Annotated in this window: 16 protein-coding genes and 1 pseudogene; 9 read left to right on the top strand and 8 right to left on the bottom strand. The window is 67.2% G+C overall.

The features are described 5' to 3' along the window. Position 1: 1 nt before the first annotated feature. The 3 genes from G6N67_RS04495 to G6N67_RS04505 form a co-directional block, all read right to left on the bottom strand. Positions 2 to 412, bottom strand: coding sequence for a hypothetical protein (locus G6N67_RS04495; protein ID WP_374762462.1), 411 nt, complete (start codon positions 410 to 412; stop codon positions 2 to 4). Between the two features lie 447 nt (positions 413 to 859). Beyond that, positions 860 to 1,609: an SDR family oxidoreductase gene (locus G6N67_RS04500; protein WP_036433941.1), complete on the bottom strand. Its 750-nt coding sequence runs from the start codon at positions 1,607 to 1,609 to the stop codon at positions 860 to 862. A 29-nt stretch (positions 1,610 to 1,638) separates the two neighbouring features. Next, a complete protein-coding gene (locus G6N67_RS04505; RefSeq protein WP_036433939.1) occupies positions 1,639 to 3,177 on the bottom strand; it encodes an MFS transporter in 1,539 nt (512 codons plus the stop codon). 205 nt (positions 3,178 to 3,382) lie between these two features. Here G6N67_RS04505 and G6N67_RS04510 point away from each other — a divergent pair, with 205 nt between their 5' ends. Genes G6N67_RS04510 through G6N67_RS04520 form a run of 3 tightly spaced genes read left to right on the top strand, consistent with a single transcriptional unit; the run spans position 3,383 to position 5,781 of the window. After that, entirely contained in the window at positions 3,383 to 4,702 is a 1,320-nt protein-coding gene (locus G6N67_RS04510) for an acetyl-CoA hydrolase/transferase family protein (RefSeq protein ID WP_197747951.1), read from the top strand. Between the two features lie 7 nt (positions 4,703 to 4,709). Then, positions 4,710 to 5,480 carry a methylmalonyl-CoA decarboxylase gene (gene scpB / locus G6N67_RS04515; RefSeq protein WP_036433935.1) on the top strand — a complete coding sequence of 257 codons (771 nt, stop codon included), beginning with the start codon at positions 4,710 to 4,712 and terminating at the stop codon, positions 5,478 to 5,480. Positions 5,481 to 5,499: 19 nt separating this feature from the next. Further along, a complete protein-coding gene (locus G6N67_RS04520) occupies positions 5,500 to 5,781 on the top strand; it encodes a hypothetical protein (RefSeq protein WP_036433933.1) in 282 nt (93 codons plus the stop codon). A gap of 6 nt (positions 5,782 to 5,787) precedes the next feature. Here the strand turns inward: G6N67_RS04520 and G6N67_RS04525 are convergent, their stop codons facing one another. After that, positions 5,788 to 6,645, bottom strand: a complete 858-nt coding sequence (locus G6N67_RS04525; RefSeq protein WP_036433931.1) for an Fpg/Nei family DNA glycosylase — start codon at positions 6,643 to 6,645, stop codon at positions 5,788 to 5,790. A 41-nt stretch (positions 6,646 to 6,686) separates the two neighbouring features. Between G6N67_RS04525 and G6N67_RS04530 the strand changes: the two genes are divergently transcribed. Beyond that, positions 6,687 to 8,423 carry an FUSC family protein gene (locus tag G6N67_RS04530; RefSeq protein WP_036433929.1) on the top strand — a complete coding sequence of 579 codons (1,737 nt, stop codon included), beginning with the start codon at positions 6,687 to 6,689 and terminating at the stop codon, positions 8,421 to 8,423. On the opposite strand, the gene G6N67_RS04535 is transcribed toward G6N67_RS04530, so the two are convergent. Both G6N67_RS04535 and cobF read right to left on the bottom strand, forming a co-directional pair. Then, positions 8,391 to 8,780: a phage holin family protein gene (locus G6N67_RS04535; protein ID WP_036433927.1), complete on the bottom strand. Its 390-nt coding sequence runs from the start codon at positions 8,778 to 8,780 to the stop codon at positions 8,391 to 8,393. The genes G6N67_RS04530 and G6N67_RS04535 overlap by 33 nt on opposite strands. Positions 8,781 to 8,785: 5 nt before the next feature. Continuing rightward, entirely contained in the window at positions 8,786 to 9,526 is a 741-nt protein-coding gene (gene cobF, locus G6N67_RS04540) for a precorrin-6A synthase (deacetylating) (protein ID WP_036433925.1), read from the bottom strand. 119 nt (positions 9,527 to 9,645) lie between these two features. On the opposite strand from cobF, the pseudogene G6N67_RS04545 reads away from it, so the two are divergent. Beyond that, a pseudogene (locus tag G6N67_RS04545) lies at positions 9,646 to 10,551 on the top strand (AurF N-oxygenase family protein); the annotation flags it as partial. 2 nt (positions 10,552 to 10,553) lie between these two features. Further along, a complete protein-coding gene (locus G6N67_RS04550; protein WP_163642111.1) occupies positions 10,554 to 11,285 on the top strand; it encodes a DUF4873 domain-containing protein in 732 nt (243 codons plus the stop codon). Here G6N67_RS04550 and G6N67_RS04555 read toward each other — a convergent pair. After that, positions 11,269 to 12,450 (bottom strand): MFS transporter, encoded by a 1,182-nt coding sequence (locus G6N67_RS04555; RefSeq protein ID WP_036435844.1) that lies wholly within the window; start codon positions 12,448 to 12,450, stop codon positions 11,269 to 11,271. The genes G6N67_RS04550 and G6N67_RS04555 overlap by 17 nt on opposite strands. A 74-nt stretch (positions 12,451 to 12,524) precedes the next feature. Here G6N67_RS04555 and G6N67_RS04560 point away from each other — a divergent pair, with 74 nt between their 5' ends. Genes G6N67_RS04560 through G6N67_RS04570 form a run of 3 tightly spaced genes read left to right on the top strand, consistent with a single transcriptional unit; the run spans position 12,525 to position 16,179 of the window. Then, the gene (locus G6N67_RS04560) at positions 12,525 to 13,529 is read left to right on the top strand and encodes a chemotaxis protein CheB (protein ID WP_036433921.1); all 1,005 of its coding nucleotides are present in this window, start codon (positions 12,525 to 12,527) and stop codon (positions 13,527 to 13,529) included. Beyond that, positions 13,522 to 14,280 carry an STAS domain-containing protein gene (locus G6N67_RS04565; protein WP_036433920.1) on the top strand — a complete coding sequence of 253 codons (759 nt, stop codon included), beginning with the start codon at positions 13,522 to 13,524 and terminating at the stop codon, positions 14,278 to 14,280. Before G6N67_RS04560 ends, G6N67_RS04565 begins: the two co-directional genes overlap by 8 nt. Before the next feature lie 60 nt (positions 14,281 to 14,340). Then, a complete protein-coding gene (locus G6N67_RS04570; protein ID WP_036433918.1) occupies positions 14,341 to 16,179 on the top strand; it encodes a CheR family methyltransferase in 1,839 nt (612 codons plus the stop codon). Positions 16,180 to 16,594: 415 nt separating this feature from the next. On the opposite strand, the gene G6N67_RS04575 is transcribed toward G6N67_RS04570, so the two are convergent. Then, positions 16,595 to 17,308 (bottom strand): GAF and ANTAR domain-containing protein, encoded by a 714-nt coding sequence (locus G6N67_RS04575; protein WP_036433916.1) that lies wholly within the window; start codon positions 17,306 to 17,308, stop codon positions 16,595 to 16,597. Between the last annotated feature and the right edge of the window lie 164 nt (positions 17,309 to 17,472).

Genomic DNA, 17,472 nt, shown 5'->3' on the forward strand with positions numbered 1-17,472 from the left:
CTTACGGTCCGGGGATCGTCGCGCAGCCCACGTTCGGGATGCAGCCGCTCGCACCACCGGGGCCCGCGGTTCCGCCGGGGCCGTAGGGAATTTCGCCGGTGGCGCCGCCAGGTCCGGCGGTGCCGCTCGGGCCGTAAGGAATCTCGCCGGTCGCGCCGCCGGGTCCGGCGCTGCCGCCGGGGCCATACGGAATTTCGCCGCTGGCACCGCCAGGGCCGGCCGTGCCGCCCGGGCCGTAAGGAATCTGGCCCGTCGCTCCGCCAGGTCCGGCCGTCCCGATATCGGCACACGGTGTGCCGTCGGCGTTGACGCACGGCGGCGGAGGTGGCGGCTCGGCCATCGAAACCGGGGCCAGTGCGATCCCAGCTGCCGCGCCTGCAATGAACATTGGGGTGAACAGCTTTGCCTTCATGAAGACCGTCTACCCACCAGCCCCGGTGGCTGAAACGTGACGCGGGGGGTCGCGGGGCGGCGTGTCGCGGGGCGGCGGCGGGTACCGACTTGCCCGGCTGTTTGCGACAAAGTCGCAGAAACAGCCCCTTGGGGCACTCCAACCCCTTGCACCCCAAAGGAAACATCCCACCAGCCCGACCAGCCTCAAAAATCCCGCTGTTGCTCACCGGCCCCAGGCCCGCTTGTGCGCGACTTCGTCGCGCTTATGCGGGCATGTGAAAGGTGCTAGCTGCCTGTGCTGTTGAGACAAATGTGTCGAACGCGGCTGTTGCCAGTGGTGTCAGTGAGCCCAGTGTCACGCCAGTTGCGCCCTCTGCGACTTTGTCGCGCACAGCCGGGCACAACAACACCCCGGCCCGGAGCCGTGACGGGTGTGGCCCTGTGACGAACCAGTGGCGAACCCCGCCTACGCGAAACGCTTGGTGTACTTCGGCGGCAGCAGCCGCATGACCTGGGTCAACGGCGCCCACGGCCAGCGCGGTACCACCGCGCGACCCTTTTCCTTCTCGATCGCGTCGACCATGGCGCGCACGCCGGTCTCGGTGTCGACCATCAGCATGGTCGTCGCCGACTTGGCCGTCATCTCCGATTCGATGTAGCCCGGCTCGATGACCGTCACGCGGATCGGCCCCTTGTCGTACTCGGCGCGCAGCGATTCGCCCAGCGACGTCATGCCCGCCTTCGACGCGCAGTACGCCGCCTTGCCGCCGGGTACGCCCGTGTTGCCCAGCACCGACGAGATCAGCACCAGATGCCCGCCACCGGATTTCTTGAACATCTCCAGCGCAGTCTCGATCTGCACCAGACCCGCGATCAGGTTGGTCTCCAGCGTGGCCTTGTTGGCCCACGGCTTGCCCTCGCCCAGCGGCCAGCCCTTGCCGATGCCGGCGTTGACGATCACGCGGTCGATCCCGCCGAGCTCGTCGGACAGCTCGCCGAACACACGTGGCACGGCCTCGTGGTCGTTGACGTCGAGCGCCGCGACGGCCACCTTGATGTAGGGGTGGCGGTCGGCCAACTCGGCCTGGAGCTCATCGAGACGCTCGGTACGACGCGCGCACAGGGCGAGGTCACGCCCCTTTGCGGCGAACTGGCGTGCCATGCCTGCTCCGAGGCCTGAGCTGGCACCGGTGATGAGGATCTTCTGACGGGTCACTTGTGCAGGATAACCTGGTTAGACAGCTGTCAAGAAATGCCCGCCGTACGGGATGGCCGCACCAGTATGAGCACCAGGACGATTGCCACGACGGGCACCACAGTGAGGATCCAGCCGAGGGTGTGGATCGCCTCGATCATGCTCGCCTCGGCACCCTCGACGACTTCGCGGGCACGTTGCGGATCCAGCACGTTGGCCCCCGCGACCGAGCCCGCGCCACCGTGGGCGGCCCGTAGCGCCTCACGGGCCTGCTCGACGGAGATTCCCGCGCCGGCCAGCTTGTCATGCCCGGACGACAGGAACACCGCGGTTCCGATCAGGGCGAAAACCGCCGGCCCGAGCGAGTAGGCAGCCTGTCCCACACCGCTTTTCACCGCCGCGACCGCACCGCTCAACTCGACGGGAGCGGTTTCCAGCATGATGGTGGCCTCGATGGTCTCGGCGACCGCGGAACCGATCGAATTGAACGCGACGGCGGCGAACACCACCCACATGGGACTGTGCTCGCCGAGCATCGTCAGCACCAGCAGCCCGGCCAGCAACAGCAGCATCCCCGCCACGAGCACGGCGCGACCACCCAACCGCGCCGCGACGCGGCCCGCCGCCGCGGCGGCGAATGCCGACAACAACGCGGCAGGCGCCATCAGGAGACCGAGCAGCGTGGTGGGTTCGTCCCGGATGGTGACGAGATAGAACGCGAGCAGGATCGTCGTGCCACCGGTCAGGAAATTGAAGCTGACCCCGGCGTACAGCGCGGCGTCGAACGCGCCGGATCGGAAGATCCGCATGTCCAGCGCCGGATCGGCGGTGCGCAGTTCGACAGCGACAAATGCGGCGCCGGTGACCAACCCGGCGACGATGCAGATGATCGCCGTGGCGTGCACCCCCGCCTGCAGGCGCGAGAGACCGTAAACCGTCGCGAGCAGTGCGGTGGCGACCAGCAGCAGTCCGCCTACATCGAGCCGGCGGGCGGCGCGAGGCGTCTCGGGTACGTACCGCAGCAGCAGCACGAGCGCGATGAGCGCGACCGCGGGGGCGACGAGAAAGCACGTGCGCCAGCCGATTTGCGCGGCGAGCAGGCTGCCGACCGCAGGCAGCGGAACCGCCACCGCGAAGCATGCCCCGAGATGCAGTGAGATTGCGATCGCGCGCCGCTCGGGCGGAAAGACCACATTGACGATGGCCAGCGACAATCCCAGCTGTAATGCGAACGCGACACCGACTGCGGCACGGGCGAATACGAGCACTGCGGCGTTGGGTGCCGCGGCGGCGAGGACACCGAAGACGACGGTGCCCACGAGGCCCAACGTGTACATGCGCCTCATGCCGTACTTGTCCCCGAGCGCACCCGCCCCCAGCACCGCGGCCGCCAGCGTGAGCGTGGCGATGCTCGCGACGAAGCTGGCGGTGCTGGCCGACATGTGCAGGCCTGCGCGCACCGCGGAGATGTTGGCCGACAGGATGACCGGGTCGGCCGCCGTGATGCTGGAACCCAAGCCTGTCGCGAGGATGGTCATGGTCGCGGCGGTGCCCGATACCCAGGTGGGCTGATCTGCTGTGACAGTCAATTTCCCTCACAATGCATCCGGGCGATGATGCGGATTCCCGAGCAATCTTGGCAGCGCCACGCTGCCGGGACAACGATATCGAAGTTATTGACGCAGAGGAAAGCCAAAGCCGCTGGTATTCATCGTAAAAACGGACCTATCCCAGCACCGGACGTGCTACAACTTCGCCTAGCCACGGCGGCTCTGAGCAAAGGAGCGGATCCCGGTGTCACTCAATGCTGCGGAGTTGTACGCCGCGAAACTCACCACGGCCGACGCCGCCGTGTCCCCGATCGCATCCGGCGAGACCGTGTCGTGCGGCATGGCGATCGGTCAACCACCGGCCTTGCTGAGCGCAACGGCAAACCGGCTACGGAGCGGAGACCTGGGCGGCATCCGGCTGTACTACAAGATCGCTATGGAGCCACTGGGCAAAACGCTGCTTGCCGAGGACGTCATCGAAAAGGTGGATGCCCACAGCTTTTTCGTCGGGGATCCCGACCACGAGACGATCAAGCGCCAGGTGCAGACCGGGCACAAACTCGTGAGCTTCGTGCCCGTGCATTTCAGCCAGATCCCCCGCTTGTTCGAGGAGATCATCGACCTCGACACGTTCCTGGTCACGGTGTCCCCCATGGACGCGGGCGGGTATTTTTCGTTGGGCACCAACAACGACTTCGCGTCGGTCGCCGCTCGCCGGGCCAAACGGCTGATCGTCGAGGTGAACCGCAACATGCCGCGGGTGTTCGGCCAGTCGCAGATCCACGTCAGCGAGGTGGCCGCGATCGTCGAGAACGACGTCCCGCTGATCGAGGCGGGCGCAGCCGAGCCGTCGCCAGAGGGGCTCGCCATCGGAGCCCTGGTGGCTCCCATGGTTCCCGACGGCGCCACCATCCAACTCGGCATCGGCAAGATCCCGGCAGGTGTCGCGCTGGCGCTGCAGGAACACTCGGACCTTGGCCTGCACACCGAACTCTTCTCACCGGTGATGGCGGACCTCATCCGCACCGGTGTGATCACCGGTGCGCGAAAGACCCGACACCCGCACAAGCACGTCTACACCGTGGCCTTCGGCACGACGGATTCCTACGCGTTCATGAACGACAACTCCGCGATCGAAAGCTATCCGTCGTCCTACGTCAACGACATCCGGACCATCGCGGCCCACGACGACTTCGTGTCGGTGAACACCGCGATCGAAATCGACCTCTACGGGCAGGTCAATGCCGAGTTCATCGGCGATCACGAATACAGCGGCTCAGGAGGGCAGTTCGACTTCGTCAAGGGCGCGTCCCTGGCGCGCAACGGGAAGTCGATCATCGCCCTGGCGTCGACGGCCAGGCACGGCACGGTGTCGACGATCGTGCCGAAGGTCGCGATGGTGACCGATCCGCGGATGGATGTCGAGTGGGTGGTCACCGAACACGGCGCCGTGAACCTGCGCGGCAAGTCGACCAAGGAGCGTGCCGACGCGTTGATCTCGATCGCTCATCCCGACCATCGGGCCGAATTGACCGCGGCCGCACGTAAAGTCACGTTGATCTGAGCGCGCCGTGGCCCTCATCCAGACCTCGCTGGCCGACGACGTCGGTACCGTCGCGTTCGACCGCGACACCAAACGCAACGCGCTCTCTGCCGAACTGATCGCGGAAACCATCTCTGCGCTCGACGGTTTCAAGCAGAAGCGCGCCCGCGTGGTCGTGCTGCGCAGCGCGTCAGCGGGCAAGGTGTGGTCAGCCGGCCATGACGTCGCGGAATTGCCGGTGGCCGACGTGGATCCGCTGCCCTACAACGATCCGCTTGAGCAGTTGCTGCGCGCGGTCAAGGGCTTCCCCGCCCCTGTCATCGCGATGGTGCACGGCTCGGTGTGGGGCGGTGCCTGCGATCTCGTGATCGCCTGCGACCTGGTCTACGGCGACGAGACTGCCGCGTTCGCGATCACGCCGGCCAAGCTCGGGCTGCCGTACAACGTCGGCGGATTCGTGAACTTCATGAGCCGGCTGCCGCTCAACGTGGTCAAGGAGATGTTCTTCTCGGCCGATCTCATAGACGCCGAGCGAGCCGAACGCGTCGGCATCGTCAACCAGATCGTGCCGGCCGACCAATTGCAGGACACCGTCTACACGATGGCGCGGACCATCGCGTCGCGGTCCTCGGCGGCTGTCGCCGCGGCCAAGGAATCGCTTCGGGTGCTGTCACAGGCAGTGTCGATCGACCCCGCGACCTTCGAATACCTCCACGGACTGCGTCGTGATGTGTACTTCGGGCCCGACTATCACGAAGGCACGCAGGCCTTCCTGGAGAAGCGAGCGCCGAAGTTCTGACGCGAGAAAGGAATCCAAGGTGAAGATCCGAGCACTGGCCGTGGCCGCGGCCGTCGTCGGCCTGGGCTACAGCGGCATCGCGCCGGCACCGCCGGCCCGCGCCGATCACCCACTGTGGGATTGCGGTGGCTATCCCGCCGACATCTGTGCCAACTTCCCGTGGAACGCCCACGCCGGTACGGCGTTCACGTGGAACGGGCCCGAGCCTCCCCCACTGGATTTCAACGAGGGCCGCTTCGCCGGATGTGACTACAACTGGTATTGCATCTGGCATCGCATCAGGGGTGAGAACGACCTCTGACGGCGGCTACTTGAGCAGCCGAGACATCCGCCGGTCGGCCAGCACCTTGCCCCCGGTCTGACACGTCGGGCAGTACTGGAACGACTTGTCGGCGAACGACACCTCCCGCACGGTGTCCCCGCAGACGGGGCATGGCAGCCCGGTGCGGGCGTGCACGCGAAGCCCGGAGCGCTTCTCGCCCTTGAGCGTTGCGGCCTGCTGGCCCACCGAGCGTTCGACCGCGTCGGTGAGCACCGAGATCATTGCGTCGTGCAAAGCGCCGAGCTGGGCATCGGAGAGTTTGTCAGCGGTCGCGAACGGCGACAGCTTGGCGACGTGCAGGATCTCGTCGCTGTAGGCGTTGCCGATGCCGGCGATCACCTTCTGGTCGGTGATGACGTTCTTGATCCGGCCCGAATGGCCTGCCAGCAGGGCTGCCAGCGCCGTCGAATCCAGTGAGAGCGCGTCCGGGCCGAGCGACGCGATCTGCGGCACGTCCATCGGATCGGAAACGACCCACACCGCGAGGCGCTTCTGCGTGCCGGCCTCGGTCAGGTCGAATCCCGTTCCCTCCCCCAGGTGCACGCGCAGCGCGATCGGGCCCTTCCCCGACGGCTTGAGCGGCGTGGGCGCGAGCTTGTCCGACCAGCGCAGCCACCCGGCCCGCGACAGATGCGTGATGAGCCACGCCTCTCCGGCCTTCAAGCCCAGGTACTTGCCCCACCGCCCGGCATCCGTGACGGGCTGACCGTGCAGTGCGGTCACCGGCGGATCGAACGTCTTGAGCACCGACAGCGCCGCGACGTCGACCCGCGCCACGGTGCGTCCGACGGCGTGCTGGCGCAGGTAGTCGGCCAGCGCCTCGACTTCGGGGAGTTCTGGCATGCCTCCCAGTGTGTCAGCCGAATGCCGAGCATGCTGTACACATGCCGGACCGGCCCGCACCCAAGCCGACGACGAACCCGCTGCGCCGCATCTTCGTGCTCAACCCGGCGCCGCGGCGCTGGCCGTTCGCACTGCGGGCCGGGGTCTGCATGGCGGTGCCGGTGCTGGTCGGCTGGCTGGCGGGCGACACCGCGGCCGGTCTGATCGCGACCATCGGCGGGTTCACGTCGCTGTACGGCAGCGGCAGGCCGTACCTCAACCGCGGGGTCTACCTCGGCGTGGTCGCGGCATGTTTCGCCGTCGCGGTGGCGCTGGGCGACTGGGCCGCGGCGACACCGTGGCTCGGCATCGTGACGGTGTCGGTCATCGCCGTGATCGCGGTACTGGTGTGCCACGCGCTGGCCATCGGTCCGCCGGGGGCGTACATGTTCGTGCTCGCCTGCGCCGCGGGCACCGGGGTCGCCAGTGCGCACCTGTCCCCGGTCCGGATTGCCGCGCTGGTGGCCGCGGGTGGCGCGTTCGCGTGGGTCGTGCACATGGTCGGTGCGCTCGTGCGGCCCCGCGGGCCGGAACGCGCCGCGGTCGCAGCCGCGGCCGACGCCGTCGCGGGATACCTCGATGCCATCGGCGGGGATGCGGCTGCCGAGGCCGAGGCGCGGCACCGGGCCGCTCACCTGCTGCACAGCTCGTGGGTCACGCTCGTCACGTTCGAGCCCGTGCAGCCCAAACCCGACGACACGCTGTACCGGCTGCGCGTGGTCAACCGTAAGCTGCACGCCCTGTTCGCCGAAGCGATGCGCGCGGCCGACGCCGGCCGACCGGCACCCGAAGGCGGGGCCGCGCTGGCCCGGCACCTGGCAACCGTGCCCGCCGACGCCGTCACCGACGAGCATGGCGCGGAAGGCGTTCCGCTCGGTCGCCCCAGCGCGGTCTCATTGTTGCGGCGCGCTGTCACCCCCGGCTCGGAGTCCCTGCGCCTGGCCGCGCGTGCCGGTGTCGCAGTGCTCATCTCGGGCGTCATCGCCTCCGCGCTGACCATGAACCACGCCTACTGGGCGATGGCGTCCGCGGTGCTGATCCTGCACCAGGGCTTCGATTGGCTACGCACCGTGACACGCGGCGTCGAACGCACGCTGGGCACGCTCGTGGGGCTGGGCGTGGCCGGGATCATCCTCGCGCTGCACCCGCAGGGGCTGTGGCTCGTATTGATCATCGGCGCACTGCAATTCACGGTCGAGATGTACGTCATGCGCAACTACACGCTGGCCGTCGTGTTCATCACTCCGGCCGCGCTGACCATCGCGGCGGGCGGAATGCCGGTGGCCGACCTGGGCGAACTGCTGCTGGCGCGCGGCGGCGACACGCTGATCGGTTGTGCGGTGGCACTTTCGGTGTACTGGCTGACGCAGCGCAGGCGTGCACCGACCGGGCTGAGCACCGCGATTGCCGCGACGCTCGACGCCGTCGACACAGCGTTGACGCACCTGGCCGCAGGCGTCGTCACGTCCGATCGAGCCCGCACCGACCGCCGCGATCTGCAACTGCGGACGATGGCCCTGCTGCCTGCCTACGACGCGGGCATCGGTGGTTCCTACGCGCAACGCGTTGCCGCCGAAGGCATGTGGCCGGCTGTGGTCACCGCCGAGCAGCTGGCCTACCGCACCCTGGCGGCGTGCTGGGCCCTCGAGCACGACAACGACACCGAGGCCGCACGCGACACCGCGGCGGCGTTGGCCGAGCAGGTGTCAGCGGTCCGGCTGCCAGACCAGGGACAGTAGCCAGCTCACGATCGACAGCACGATCGCGGCCCAGATCGCAGTCCACCAGAAGTCATCGATCTGCAGACCCCAGTGCGTCGTGTGCTCGGTGATCCACGACGTGATCCACAGCATGAACGCGTTGATGACGATGTGGATCAGGCCCAGCGTCAGGATGTAGAGCGGGATCGACAGGATCTGCACGACCGGTTTGATGATCGCGTTGACCACGCCGAAGATCACCGCGACGACGAAGATGATCCCGACCCGGGCGAGCGCGGAATCCTCACCCCCGACAAAGCTCATCCCCGGCACGATCAGCGTGACAATCCACAGCGCGAGCCCGGTCAGCCCGGCACGCAACAGAAATGAGCCCATGGCGCTCAGTCTGCCGACCGAAGCAGGTAGGTGTCCATGATCCAGCCGTGCCGGTCGCGGCCCTCGGCCCTGACCCGCACGATCTCGTCCCCGACCTCGCCCACGGTCCCGGCCACCAGGAGTTCGTCGGGCGTGCCGAGATAGGCACCCCACCAGATGCGGGTCTCTGGCGGACAGTGCTGAAACGAGCAGTCGGCGTCGAGCATCACCACTGCACTGCCTGCCAGGCCCTCCTCGCGCAGCTTGCGGCCCGTGGTGATCAACACGGGTTCGCCGACGTCGTTGAGCGGGATGCGGTGCCGCGCCGTCAGCACCTGGATCGCCGTGATGCCGGGGATGACGTCGTGATCGAATTCGACGTGCTCGGCGACCCGCTCCAGGATCCGCAGCGTGCTGTCGTACAGCGACGGGTCGCCCCAGGCCAGAAATGCGCCGACACCGTCGGCGCCGAGTTCGGTCTTGATGGCCTGTGCCCAGATCCTGGCGCGCTCGGCATGCCAGTCCGCGACATTCTGGCGGTAGTCGCCGCCCGACGCGCGCACCGGGTCCGGCAGCTCGACGAACCGGTAGCCGGGTTCTTCGATGAACCGTTCGCAGATCAGCCGACGCAGGGCAACCAGCTCGTCCTTCTGGGCACCCTTGTCCATCGCGAAGAACACCTGCGTGTCGTTGAGCGCGGAAACCGCTTGTGCCGTCACGAAGTCCGGATCACCAGCGCCGATACCGATGACATGGATGTGGCGCACACCCCGAAGCGTAACGATACGGACAACCAGACAAAGTATGCGGTACCGTGGGTATTGACTAAGCGTTCCGGATGGCCGTAGTTTCAAAAACCTCCGAACTCCGCGAAGGGACGTCAACGGTGACTACCTCGATCAAGGCGGTCAACGCCGCCACACGTGACGAGTTCTCCGAGCGCCTGCTCAAGGGCTCGGTGAAGAAGTCCTATGCGCCCATCGTCGACATCGACTGGGATACGCCGCTGGACCCGGACAAGTTCTATCTGCCCCCGAAGACCGTGTCGCTCTACGGTACAGCGTTGTGGGACAGCATGTCTCGCGAGGAGCAGATCGAGCTGTCCCGCCAGGAGCTGGTCAACACCCTGTCGGCGGGCATCTGGTTCGAGAACATCCTCAACCAGGCCCTGCTGCGCAAGATGATGCATCAGGATCCGACGGCCCGCGCGACCCACTACGAGCTCACCGAACTCGGCGACGAGACCCGGCACATGGTGATGTTCGGCAAGGCCATCGAACGCGTCGGCGCCAAGCCCGTGCGGCCCAGGCTGTATCAGCGCATCGTGATCAACGCGCTGCCGTTCGCTTTCCGCGGTTCGCTGCTGTGGGTGGCCGCGCTCATCGGTGAGGAGATCTTCGATTCGCTGCAGCGGCAGATGATGGACGACCCCGAACTGCAGCCGATCATCCAGCGGCTCATGCGGATCCACGTCACCGAGGAGGCCCGCCACATCCAGTTCGCCCGCGACGGCCTGCGCAAGCGCGCCCCGCACATGCGCCGGGTCAACCGCATGTTCGTGGCCAACATCAACGGGCTCGGCGGCGTGTTCTTCCGCTTCCTGTTCACCAACAAGGTGCAGTACCAGCGGGTGGGCCTCGACGCCCGGGAGGCCCGCCGGATCGCGCGCCACAGCCCGCACCGCCACCAGACCCAGATCGCCGGATTCGCGCCGCTGGCGGCGTTCCTGGAAGAGGTGGGCCTGATGGGGCGTGTCGGCCGGAGGATGTGGCGTCGTACCGGGTTCCTGCCGCGGTGAACCCCATCGACATCGCGGTCATCGACGTCGACGCGGCCCTGCTCGGCCCGCTCGGCACCGTGACGGTGCTGCGCGACGTCACCGCGCAGACGTTCGACGAGTCCACCCACACGTGGGCATTGCAGACCGCTGCCGGGCCGCGGCATGCCCGCATCGTGATCAGCCGCGGTGCGGCTGATTCGCCCCTGCGGCCGTACCGCGGCGTCGCGGTGCACGGCAGGCCCAACTGGTTCTTCATCTCGGATTCCCGGCAAGCCGCGTACGTGCGGGACTGCCTGACCGCTATGGATCGCGACCGCGCGACCCGCATCGAGGTGCGCCACAGCACGCAACGGCTGTTCCACGATCGTCCCGCGCCGTGGCCCACCAGTTGGCGGCGGCGCCGCGAGCTGCGGCGGCGGATTCCGGAGGATTTCGACCTCGACTCGGCCGCCGGTGTCAGCGACGAGGTCTACGACGGCCCGGCCACCCTGCACATGGCCGGGGCAGACCGTGCGGTGCACGTCCGGTTGACGGGCCACCTGGATCCGATCGACGGTCGCTACCACTGGCAAGGCACCATCCTCGATGTTCACGACGCCGTCAGCGGGAGCGTCACGCTGACCGTGGGCGACCGGACAGCCGACGCCCGCATCACCGAGCGCACCGCGCAGGGCACGTTCTCGATCGCCGGGGTGGGTGCGCCGCCGTTCGTTCTCGACGACGTCGAGGTCATCGTCCCCGGCTGAGTACCGGCGCAGCCAGCAGTCCGACCGCGAACACCGCGCCGACGATGCCGGAAACCAGCAGCGGCAGCTGCCCGGGCTGATCGGGTATCGCGCCCCACACCAGACCGGCCCACACGCCCGCACCGAGCACCGCGAAACCGCTGAGCCCCTGGAACACGCCCTGCGCACTGCCCTGCAGATCGTGGGACACGAGCGACGAGATCCACGCCTTGCCGACACCGTCGGTGCAGCCCGTGAACAGCCCGTACGCCCCGATCAGAAGCCAGGCCAGCACCGGGTCGGTGGTAAGCCCCAGGCCGGTGTACCCGATCGCGAAGAACACCAGACCCATGCCGAACACCGGAACCCGGCCGATGCGGTCGGCCAGCACACCCGCCGGGAAGCTCGCGACCGCATAGACCGCGTTGTAGGTCACGTACGCGAGGATCACCTCGACCACCGAGAAGCCGATCTCGTTGAGCCGCAACAACAGCAGCGCGTCGGGGAAGTTGACCAGACCGAACACCACCAGCGCGGCCGTCACGCGCCAGTACCGGCCCGGCAGGTCGCGCACGTGCGAGAACGTCGGCTGCCGCGACGTGCGCGTCGTCGACCTGCGCTCGGCCACCAGGAACACCAGCGCGACGCTGAGCACCGCAGGCACCACCGCGACCCACAGCAGCGGCGCGATCTGGTGGTCGAGCAGTTCGTAGCCGAGCAGCCCGAGCAGCGGGCCGGCCACGGCCCCGAGCGTGTCCATGGCGCGGTGGAAGCCGAACACCCGCCCCCGCGCCGCGGTGTCGATGTCGGCGACCAGTAGCGCGTCGCGCGGTGCGCCGCGGATGCCCTTGCCGAGCCGGTCGACGACCCGGCCCGCCAGCACGCCCGGCCAGGCGCCCGCGGCGGCCACCATGACCTTGCCCAGCGCGGCCATGCCGTACCCGGTTGCGATCAACGGGCGCTTGGCAAACCGATCCCCCAATGGCCCCGCAGCGAGCTTGGTCATGGCGGCGGCGCCCTCGGCCGCGCCTTCGACCGCGCCGACCACGGCCGGTGGCGCACCGAGAACCGCGGTCAGGTAGATCGGCAGCAACGGGTAGAGCAGCTCGCTCGCGGTGTCCTGCAAAAAGGACACCGCGGAGAGCACTCGGACATTGCGGGTGAGCCACGCGCGCACCTGAGGAATTCTGCCGTGCCAGGGGGCGCGGATGGGATTGTCCAAGCGTAGTTTGGGTAGTCAACGCACAGTGAGGCTGCGCGATGACATACACGGATGAGCCCCTTGGGGTGGTGGCGGTCGGCGCCTCGGCCGGCGGCGTGGAAGCGCTGACCCAGTTGGCCTCCGGACTGAGCACAGATCTGTCCTACGCGGTGCTCGTGACCCTGCACATGCCTGCCAATGCCCCCAGCGTGCTCGCCAGGATTCTCGATCGTGCCGGCCCGCTGCCGGCCAAGGCCGCAGAAGACGGTGAAAGCCTCGAACCTGCCACCATCTACGTCGCCGTCCCGGACCACCATCTCCTGGTCCATGATCACCGCACCAGACTGGCCGAAGGCCCCACCGAGAACGGTCACCGACCCGCGATCAACGCGTTGTTCCGTTCGGCCGCACTGGCGTTCGGCCCGCGCGCCATCGGCGTGCTGTTGTCGGGCGTGCTCGACGACGGTGTGCTCGGCTTGGGCGCGATCCGGTCGCGGGGCGGCGTCACCATCGCGCAGACACCGTCCGACGCGCTGTTCCCCGCCATGCCGGGCAACGCGGTCCAGGCAGGAGTGATCGACCATCAGGCCGATGCCGACAACATCGGCGCGCTGCTCGAGAAGCTGACCGGGCGGGCGATTGAGGAGAGCGACATGGAACCCGACGCCGCCATGGAACTGGAGAACAGAATCGCGATGGCGAAACGATTTTCGACCGATTTCGACAGTGAGGCGCTCGGTCCGCCGTCCGGCTACGTCTGCCCGGACTGCAACGGCTCGCTGGCCGCGGTCGGCGAAGGCAACTTCCGATGCCGCGTCGGCCACGCCTGGACGGCCGAGGCGCTGTTGCACGCCCGTGACAAAGAGGTGGAGGGTGCGTTGTGGGTTGCTCTACGTAGCCTGCAGGAAAAGGCCAAACTGTCGCGGCGCCTCGCGGAAAAGGCGGGGCCCGGCCAGATGGCCGACCGATACGTTCAGGTCGCCGACGAGGCCGAGCACGCGGCATCGGTGCTCGGCGAACGATTGTCGACGGCCAACCGACGCTCGGAGGATCGCGGTGGCTAACGCACGAAGTCCGATCGCGGTATCGACACAGAATCAAGGCAATACCAGTGTCCTCGTCGTGGACGGCATCCTCGACACGACCACCTATCGGGGGCTCCGGGACACCGTGATCAAAGCCGCGCTCGAAGAACCCAGCGCGGTCATCGTCGACGTCAGTGATCTACATGTGCGCTCAGAGTCGGCGTGGTCGGTGTTCACCAGCGCACGTTGGCATGTCAGCGTGTGGCCCGACGTCCCGCTGATCCTGGTGTGCCGACACATTGCCGGGCGCAATGCGATCAGGCGCAACGGTGTGACCAGGTATGTCCCGGTGTTCGACACGATCGAATCGGCGAGCAGCGCCGTCGGCGCGGGAGAACTCGAACCCCGACGACGAGCCCGTGCCCAGTTGCCCGCGGTGCATTCGAGCCTGCGGCGCGCGCGCCAGTTGACCGTCGAATGGCTGCTGAGTTGGTCTGCGGCCAAACTCATTCCGGTCGCCACGATCATCGTCGACGTTCTCGTCGAGAACGTGCTGGAACACACCCAGAGTCCGCCGAGTCTCATCGTCGAGATCCGTGGCGACACCGTGACACTCGCGGTGGAGGACTTCAGCCACGCACCGGCCGTGCGGCACGAGGATCCGCTCCGTGGCGCCGACACGGTTTCCGGGCTGACGGTGGTCGCCGCACTGGCCCGGGTCTGGGGCAGCACACCGACGTCAACCGGCAAAACCGTGTGGGCGGTCGTCGGGCCCGAGAACTCCATCTAGCCGCGATCTAGCCGCGGGTAGTGTTCAGCAACACGACCTGTTGCCTGCGGATGGGACGCCATGGAACCGACCGACGAATCCTTCGAGGCGCTGCTGCGCTACATGCGTGATTCCCGCGGCTTCGACTTCACCGGTTACAAACGCACGTCTCTGATGCGGCGCGTGCGACACCGCATGGACCATGCCGGCTACGAATCCTTCGAACAGTACCTCGACGTCCTGCAGGCCAGCTCCGAGGAATTCTCGGCATTGTTCAACACCATCCTGATCAACGTCACCGCGTTCTTCCGCGATCCCGACGCCTGGGAGTTCGTACGCACCGACGTGATCCCCCGTGTGCTCGCCGAACGCGGACCGGACGACCCGATCCGGGTGTGGAGCGCGGGCTGCGCATCTGGCCAGGAGGCCTACACGCTGGCCATCCTGCTCGCCGAAGCCCTGGGCCCTGACGCCTTCCGGCAGCGGGTCAAGATCTATGCCACCGACATCGACGAGGAGGCCCTTGCCGAGGCCCGCGCCGCGTCATATGACGAGCGAAGCGTCGAATCGGTGCCACCGGACTTGCTGGCGCGCTACTTCGAACAGCTCAACGGCCGGTACGTCTTTCACAAGGATCTTCGGCGCGCAGTCATCTTCGGCCGCAACGACCTGGTCAAGGATGCGCCGATATCGCGCGTCGATCTGCTGGTGTGCCGCAACACGCTGATGTACCTCAATGCCGAGACACAGCGAAATGTGTTGAACCGGCTGCATTTTGCCCTCGCAGCGCAAGGCACGCTGTTTCTCGGCCACGCAGAGATGCTGCTCAGCCATGCCGACCGGTTCACGCCGCTGAACCTCAAGCACCGCGTGTTCCGCAAGGCGGCCGGCTCGCACACCGGGATGGAGCGCTACGACCCGGCCGCGTCGATGTACGACCGCCACGGCGAGCTGCCCGGCCTCAGCACAGTGCGCGAACTCGCGTTCCGCGCAAGCCCTGTCGCGCAGATCGTGGTCACGGGTGAAGACACCGTGGCGATGATCAATCAGCAGGCCGAATCGATTTTCGGGCTGTCGGCCCGCGACATCGGGCGGCTGCTGCGGGATCTGGAGGTCTCATACCGCCCGGTCGAGCTGCGCGCCTACATCGAGCAGGCCAAGGTCGAGAGGCGCTCCGCCCGGATCCAGGACGTCAAGTGGCAGCGGCCGGGCTCGGAGACCGTGTGGTTCGAGATCCACGTCAACCCGTTGGTGGACGCCGAGAACGGCCTGCTCGGCATCTCGATCGTGTTCTTCGACGTCACCGCGACCCGCGCGCTCGTCGACAAGGTGGTGCAGACCAATCGGCAGCTGGAGGCCGCCTACGAGGAACTGCAATCCACCAACGAAGAGCTCGAGACCACCAACGAGGAACTGCAGTCGACGGTCGAGGAGCTGGAGACCACCAACGAGGAGCTCCAGTCCACCAACGAAGAGCTCGAGACGATGAACGAGGAGTTGCAGTCGACCAACGACGAATTGCACACCATCAACGACACGTTGCGCGAACGCAGCATCGAACTCGACGACGCACGGACGTTCCTGGACTCCTTGGTCAACTCGATCCACGTCGGCATGGTGGTGGTCGACCGGGAAATGCGGGTTGTGGTGTGGAACCGGCACTGTGAAGATCTGTGGGGACTGCGCGCCGACGAAACCACCGGCACCGTGCTCACGTCGTTGGATGTCGGACTACCGCTCGAGCCCGTCCGGCCGCTCATCGGCAACGCCTTCGTCGACTCCGGCCAAACCGGAGAGGTTCTCCTCGACGCGGTCAACCGGCGTGGCAGGAACATCCGCGTCAGGGTCACGTGCACCGCTTTCCGCTCCGCCGAGGGCGGCGTCAAGGGTGCGTTGCTTTTGATGGAAGAGCAGGCCTAACCAATCCGACCAGGCGGTCTCACGCGCCTCGGGAGTGGCCGCCGCCCGGATGTGCGCGTTGGCGGTCCTGGCGTCGGCCGCCGCGGCGGTGTCGTGCCAATCGGCGGCATTGCGATGCATCTCGGCCGCGTCCTGGTGCCTGCTCGTATCACCATTGTTCGCCATCATGGCCGCCTGTTCGTGCGCCGCGGCGGCTCGCCGATGCGCCTGGCCGGCCTCGAAGTGTCGCTTCGCGGAGGCCTGGTGGGCCTCCATGGCCTGCTGCCACGATTGCTGTGCCCGCAGCTCCGCGGTCGCCACATCCTCGGCCGTCGGGGCCAGCCCTTGCGCGAGCGCGGCCCGCCGTTGCTGAAGCTCGGCGATCCGCAGCCGCGCGGCCGCCGCTCGCGCCCCGGGCGGGATTCGGTCGAATCCCTCAGTCGTCAACGACATCTCGTGCCCGCGCTGAATTCACGATCTCATGCGCGAGATCCGCGAGCGGGGTGTTGGAGTTCTGTGACAGGCGCTTGAGCACCTCGAAGGCCTGGACGGCATCGATCCGGTAGCGCTCCATCAACATACCCTTGGCCTGGCCGATGATGTCACGCGAGGCCAGCGCGCTGCGGAACTGCTCGTCGCGACGCAGCAGATTCCACGCCAGCGCGGTGTGGGTGGCCACGACCAGGCCGGCTTCCACCGACTCCGCGTCGAATGCACCCGACTGTTCGGCGTAGAAATTCAGCGCGCCCATGGTCTGCTTGTCGGCATAGAGCTGGAAAGCGATCACCGAACGGATCGGGGTCTCCTCGACCGCATCGCGGCAGTATGCGGGCCACCGCGATTCGTTCTCCATGTCGTTGATCCGGATGACGTGCTGTTCCCATGCCGCGCTGAGGCACGGCCCTTCGGCCCGGCGTTGCTGGATCTCATCGAGCACCTTCGGGTACTCGCCGGTCGCCGCGGCGGTCCGCACCTTGCCATCGCGAACGGCGATGGTGATGCCCGCGTGCCGGGCACCGGGCACATATTTGACACCGTTCTCGGTGAGTTCGCCGAGGACGGTGTCGACGTCGGCGACAGGATGCTCCTGGATACCACGAATCAACTCGCTGATCTGCGATGCCATCACCTGCTGGGGGCTCACTGACATGGTTTTTGCTCCGATCGCCTGCCGCCCATGGAGATGTGTTCATCGTGCGCTGAAGCGAGGGCCGTGGCAACTGTTCGGGCGTCTTCCAAGCAGGACCGTCGCCGGTCGGCGACATGTTGCCGGTGTTGAATGCTACTGGCCATTTCCCGCAAGGCTACTTGCGC

Origin of the sequence: Mycolicibacterium mageritense (assembly GCF_010727475.1) — a bacterium.
GTDB classification, from domain to species: domain Bacteria; phylum Actinomycetota; class Actinomycetes; order Mycobacteriales; family Mycobacteriaceae; genus Mycobacterium; species Mycobacterium mageritense.

What these genes read in the sequence shown, in the direction of transcription:
- G6N67_RS04495 (WP_374762462.1), bottom strand. Translation starts at nt 412, where the DNA reads ATGAAGGCAAAGCTGTTCACCCCAATGTTCATTGCAGGCGCGGCAGCT.
- G6N67_RS04525 (WP_036433931.1), bottom strand. Translation starts at nt 6,645, where the DNA reads ATGCCAGAACTCCCCGAAGTCGAGGCGCTGGCCGACTACCTGCGCCAG.
- G6N67_RS04530 (WP_036433929.1), top strand. Translation starts at nt 6,687, where the DNA reads ATGCCGGACCGGCCCGCACCCAAGCCGACGACGAACCCGCTGCGCCGC.
- G6N67_RS04535 (WP_036433927.1), bottom strand. Translation starts at nt 8,780, where the DNA reads ATGGGCTCATTTCTGTTGCGTGCCGGGCTGACCGGGCTCGCGCTGTGG.
- G6N67_RS04560 (WP_036433921.1), top strand. Translation starts at nt 12,525, where the DNA reads ATGACATACACGGATGAGCCCCTTGGGGTGGTGGCGGTCGGCGCCTCG.
- G6N67_RS04570 (WP_036433918.1), top strand. Translation starts at nt 14,341, where the DNA reads ATGGAACCGACCGACGAATCCTTCGAGGCGCTGCTGCGCTACATGCGT.
- G6N67_RS04575 (WP_036433916.1), bottom strand. Translation starts at nt 17,308, where the DNA reads ATGTCAGTGAGCCCCCAGCAGGTGATGGCATCGCAGATCAGCGAGTTG.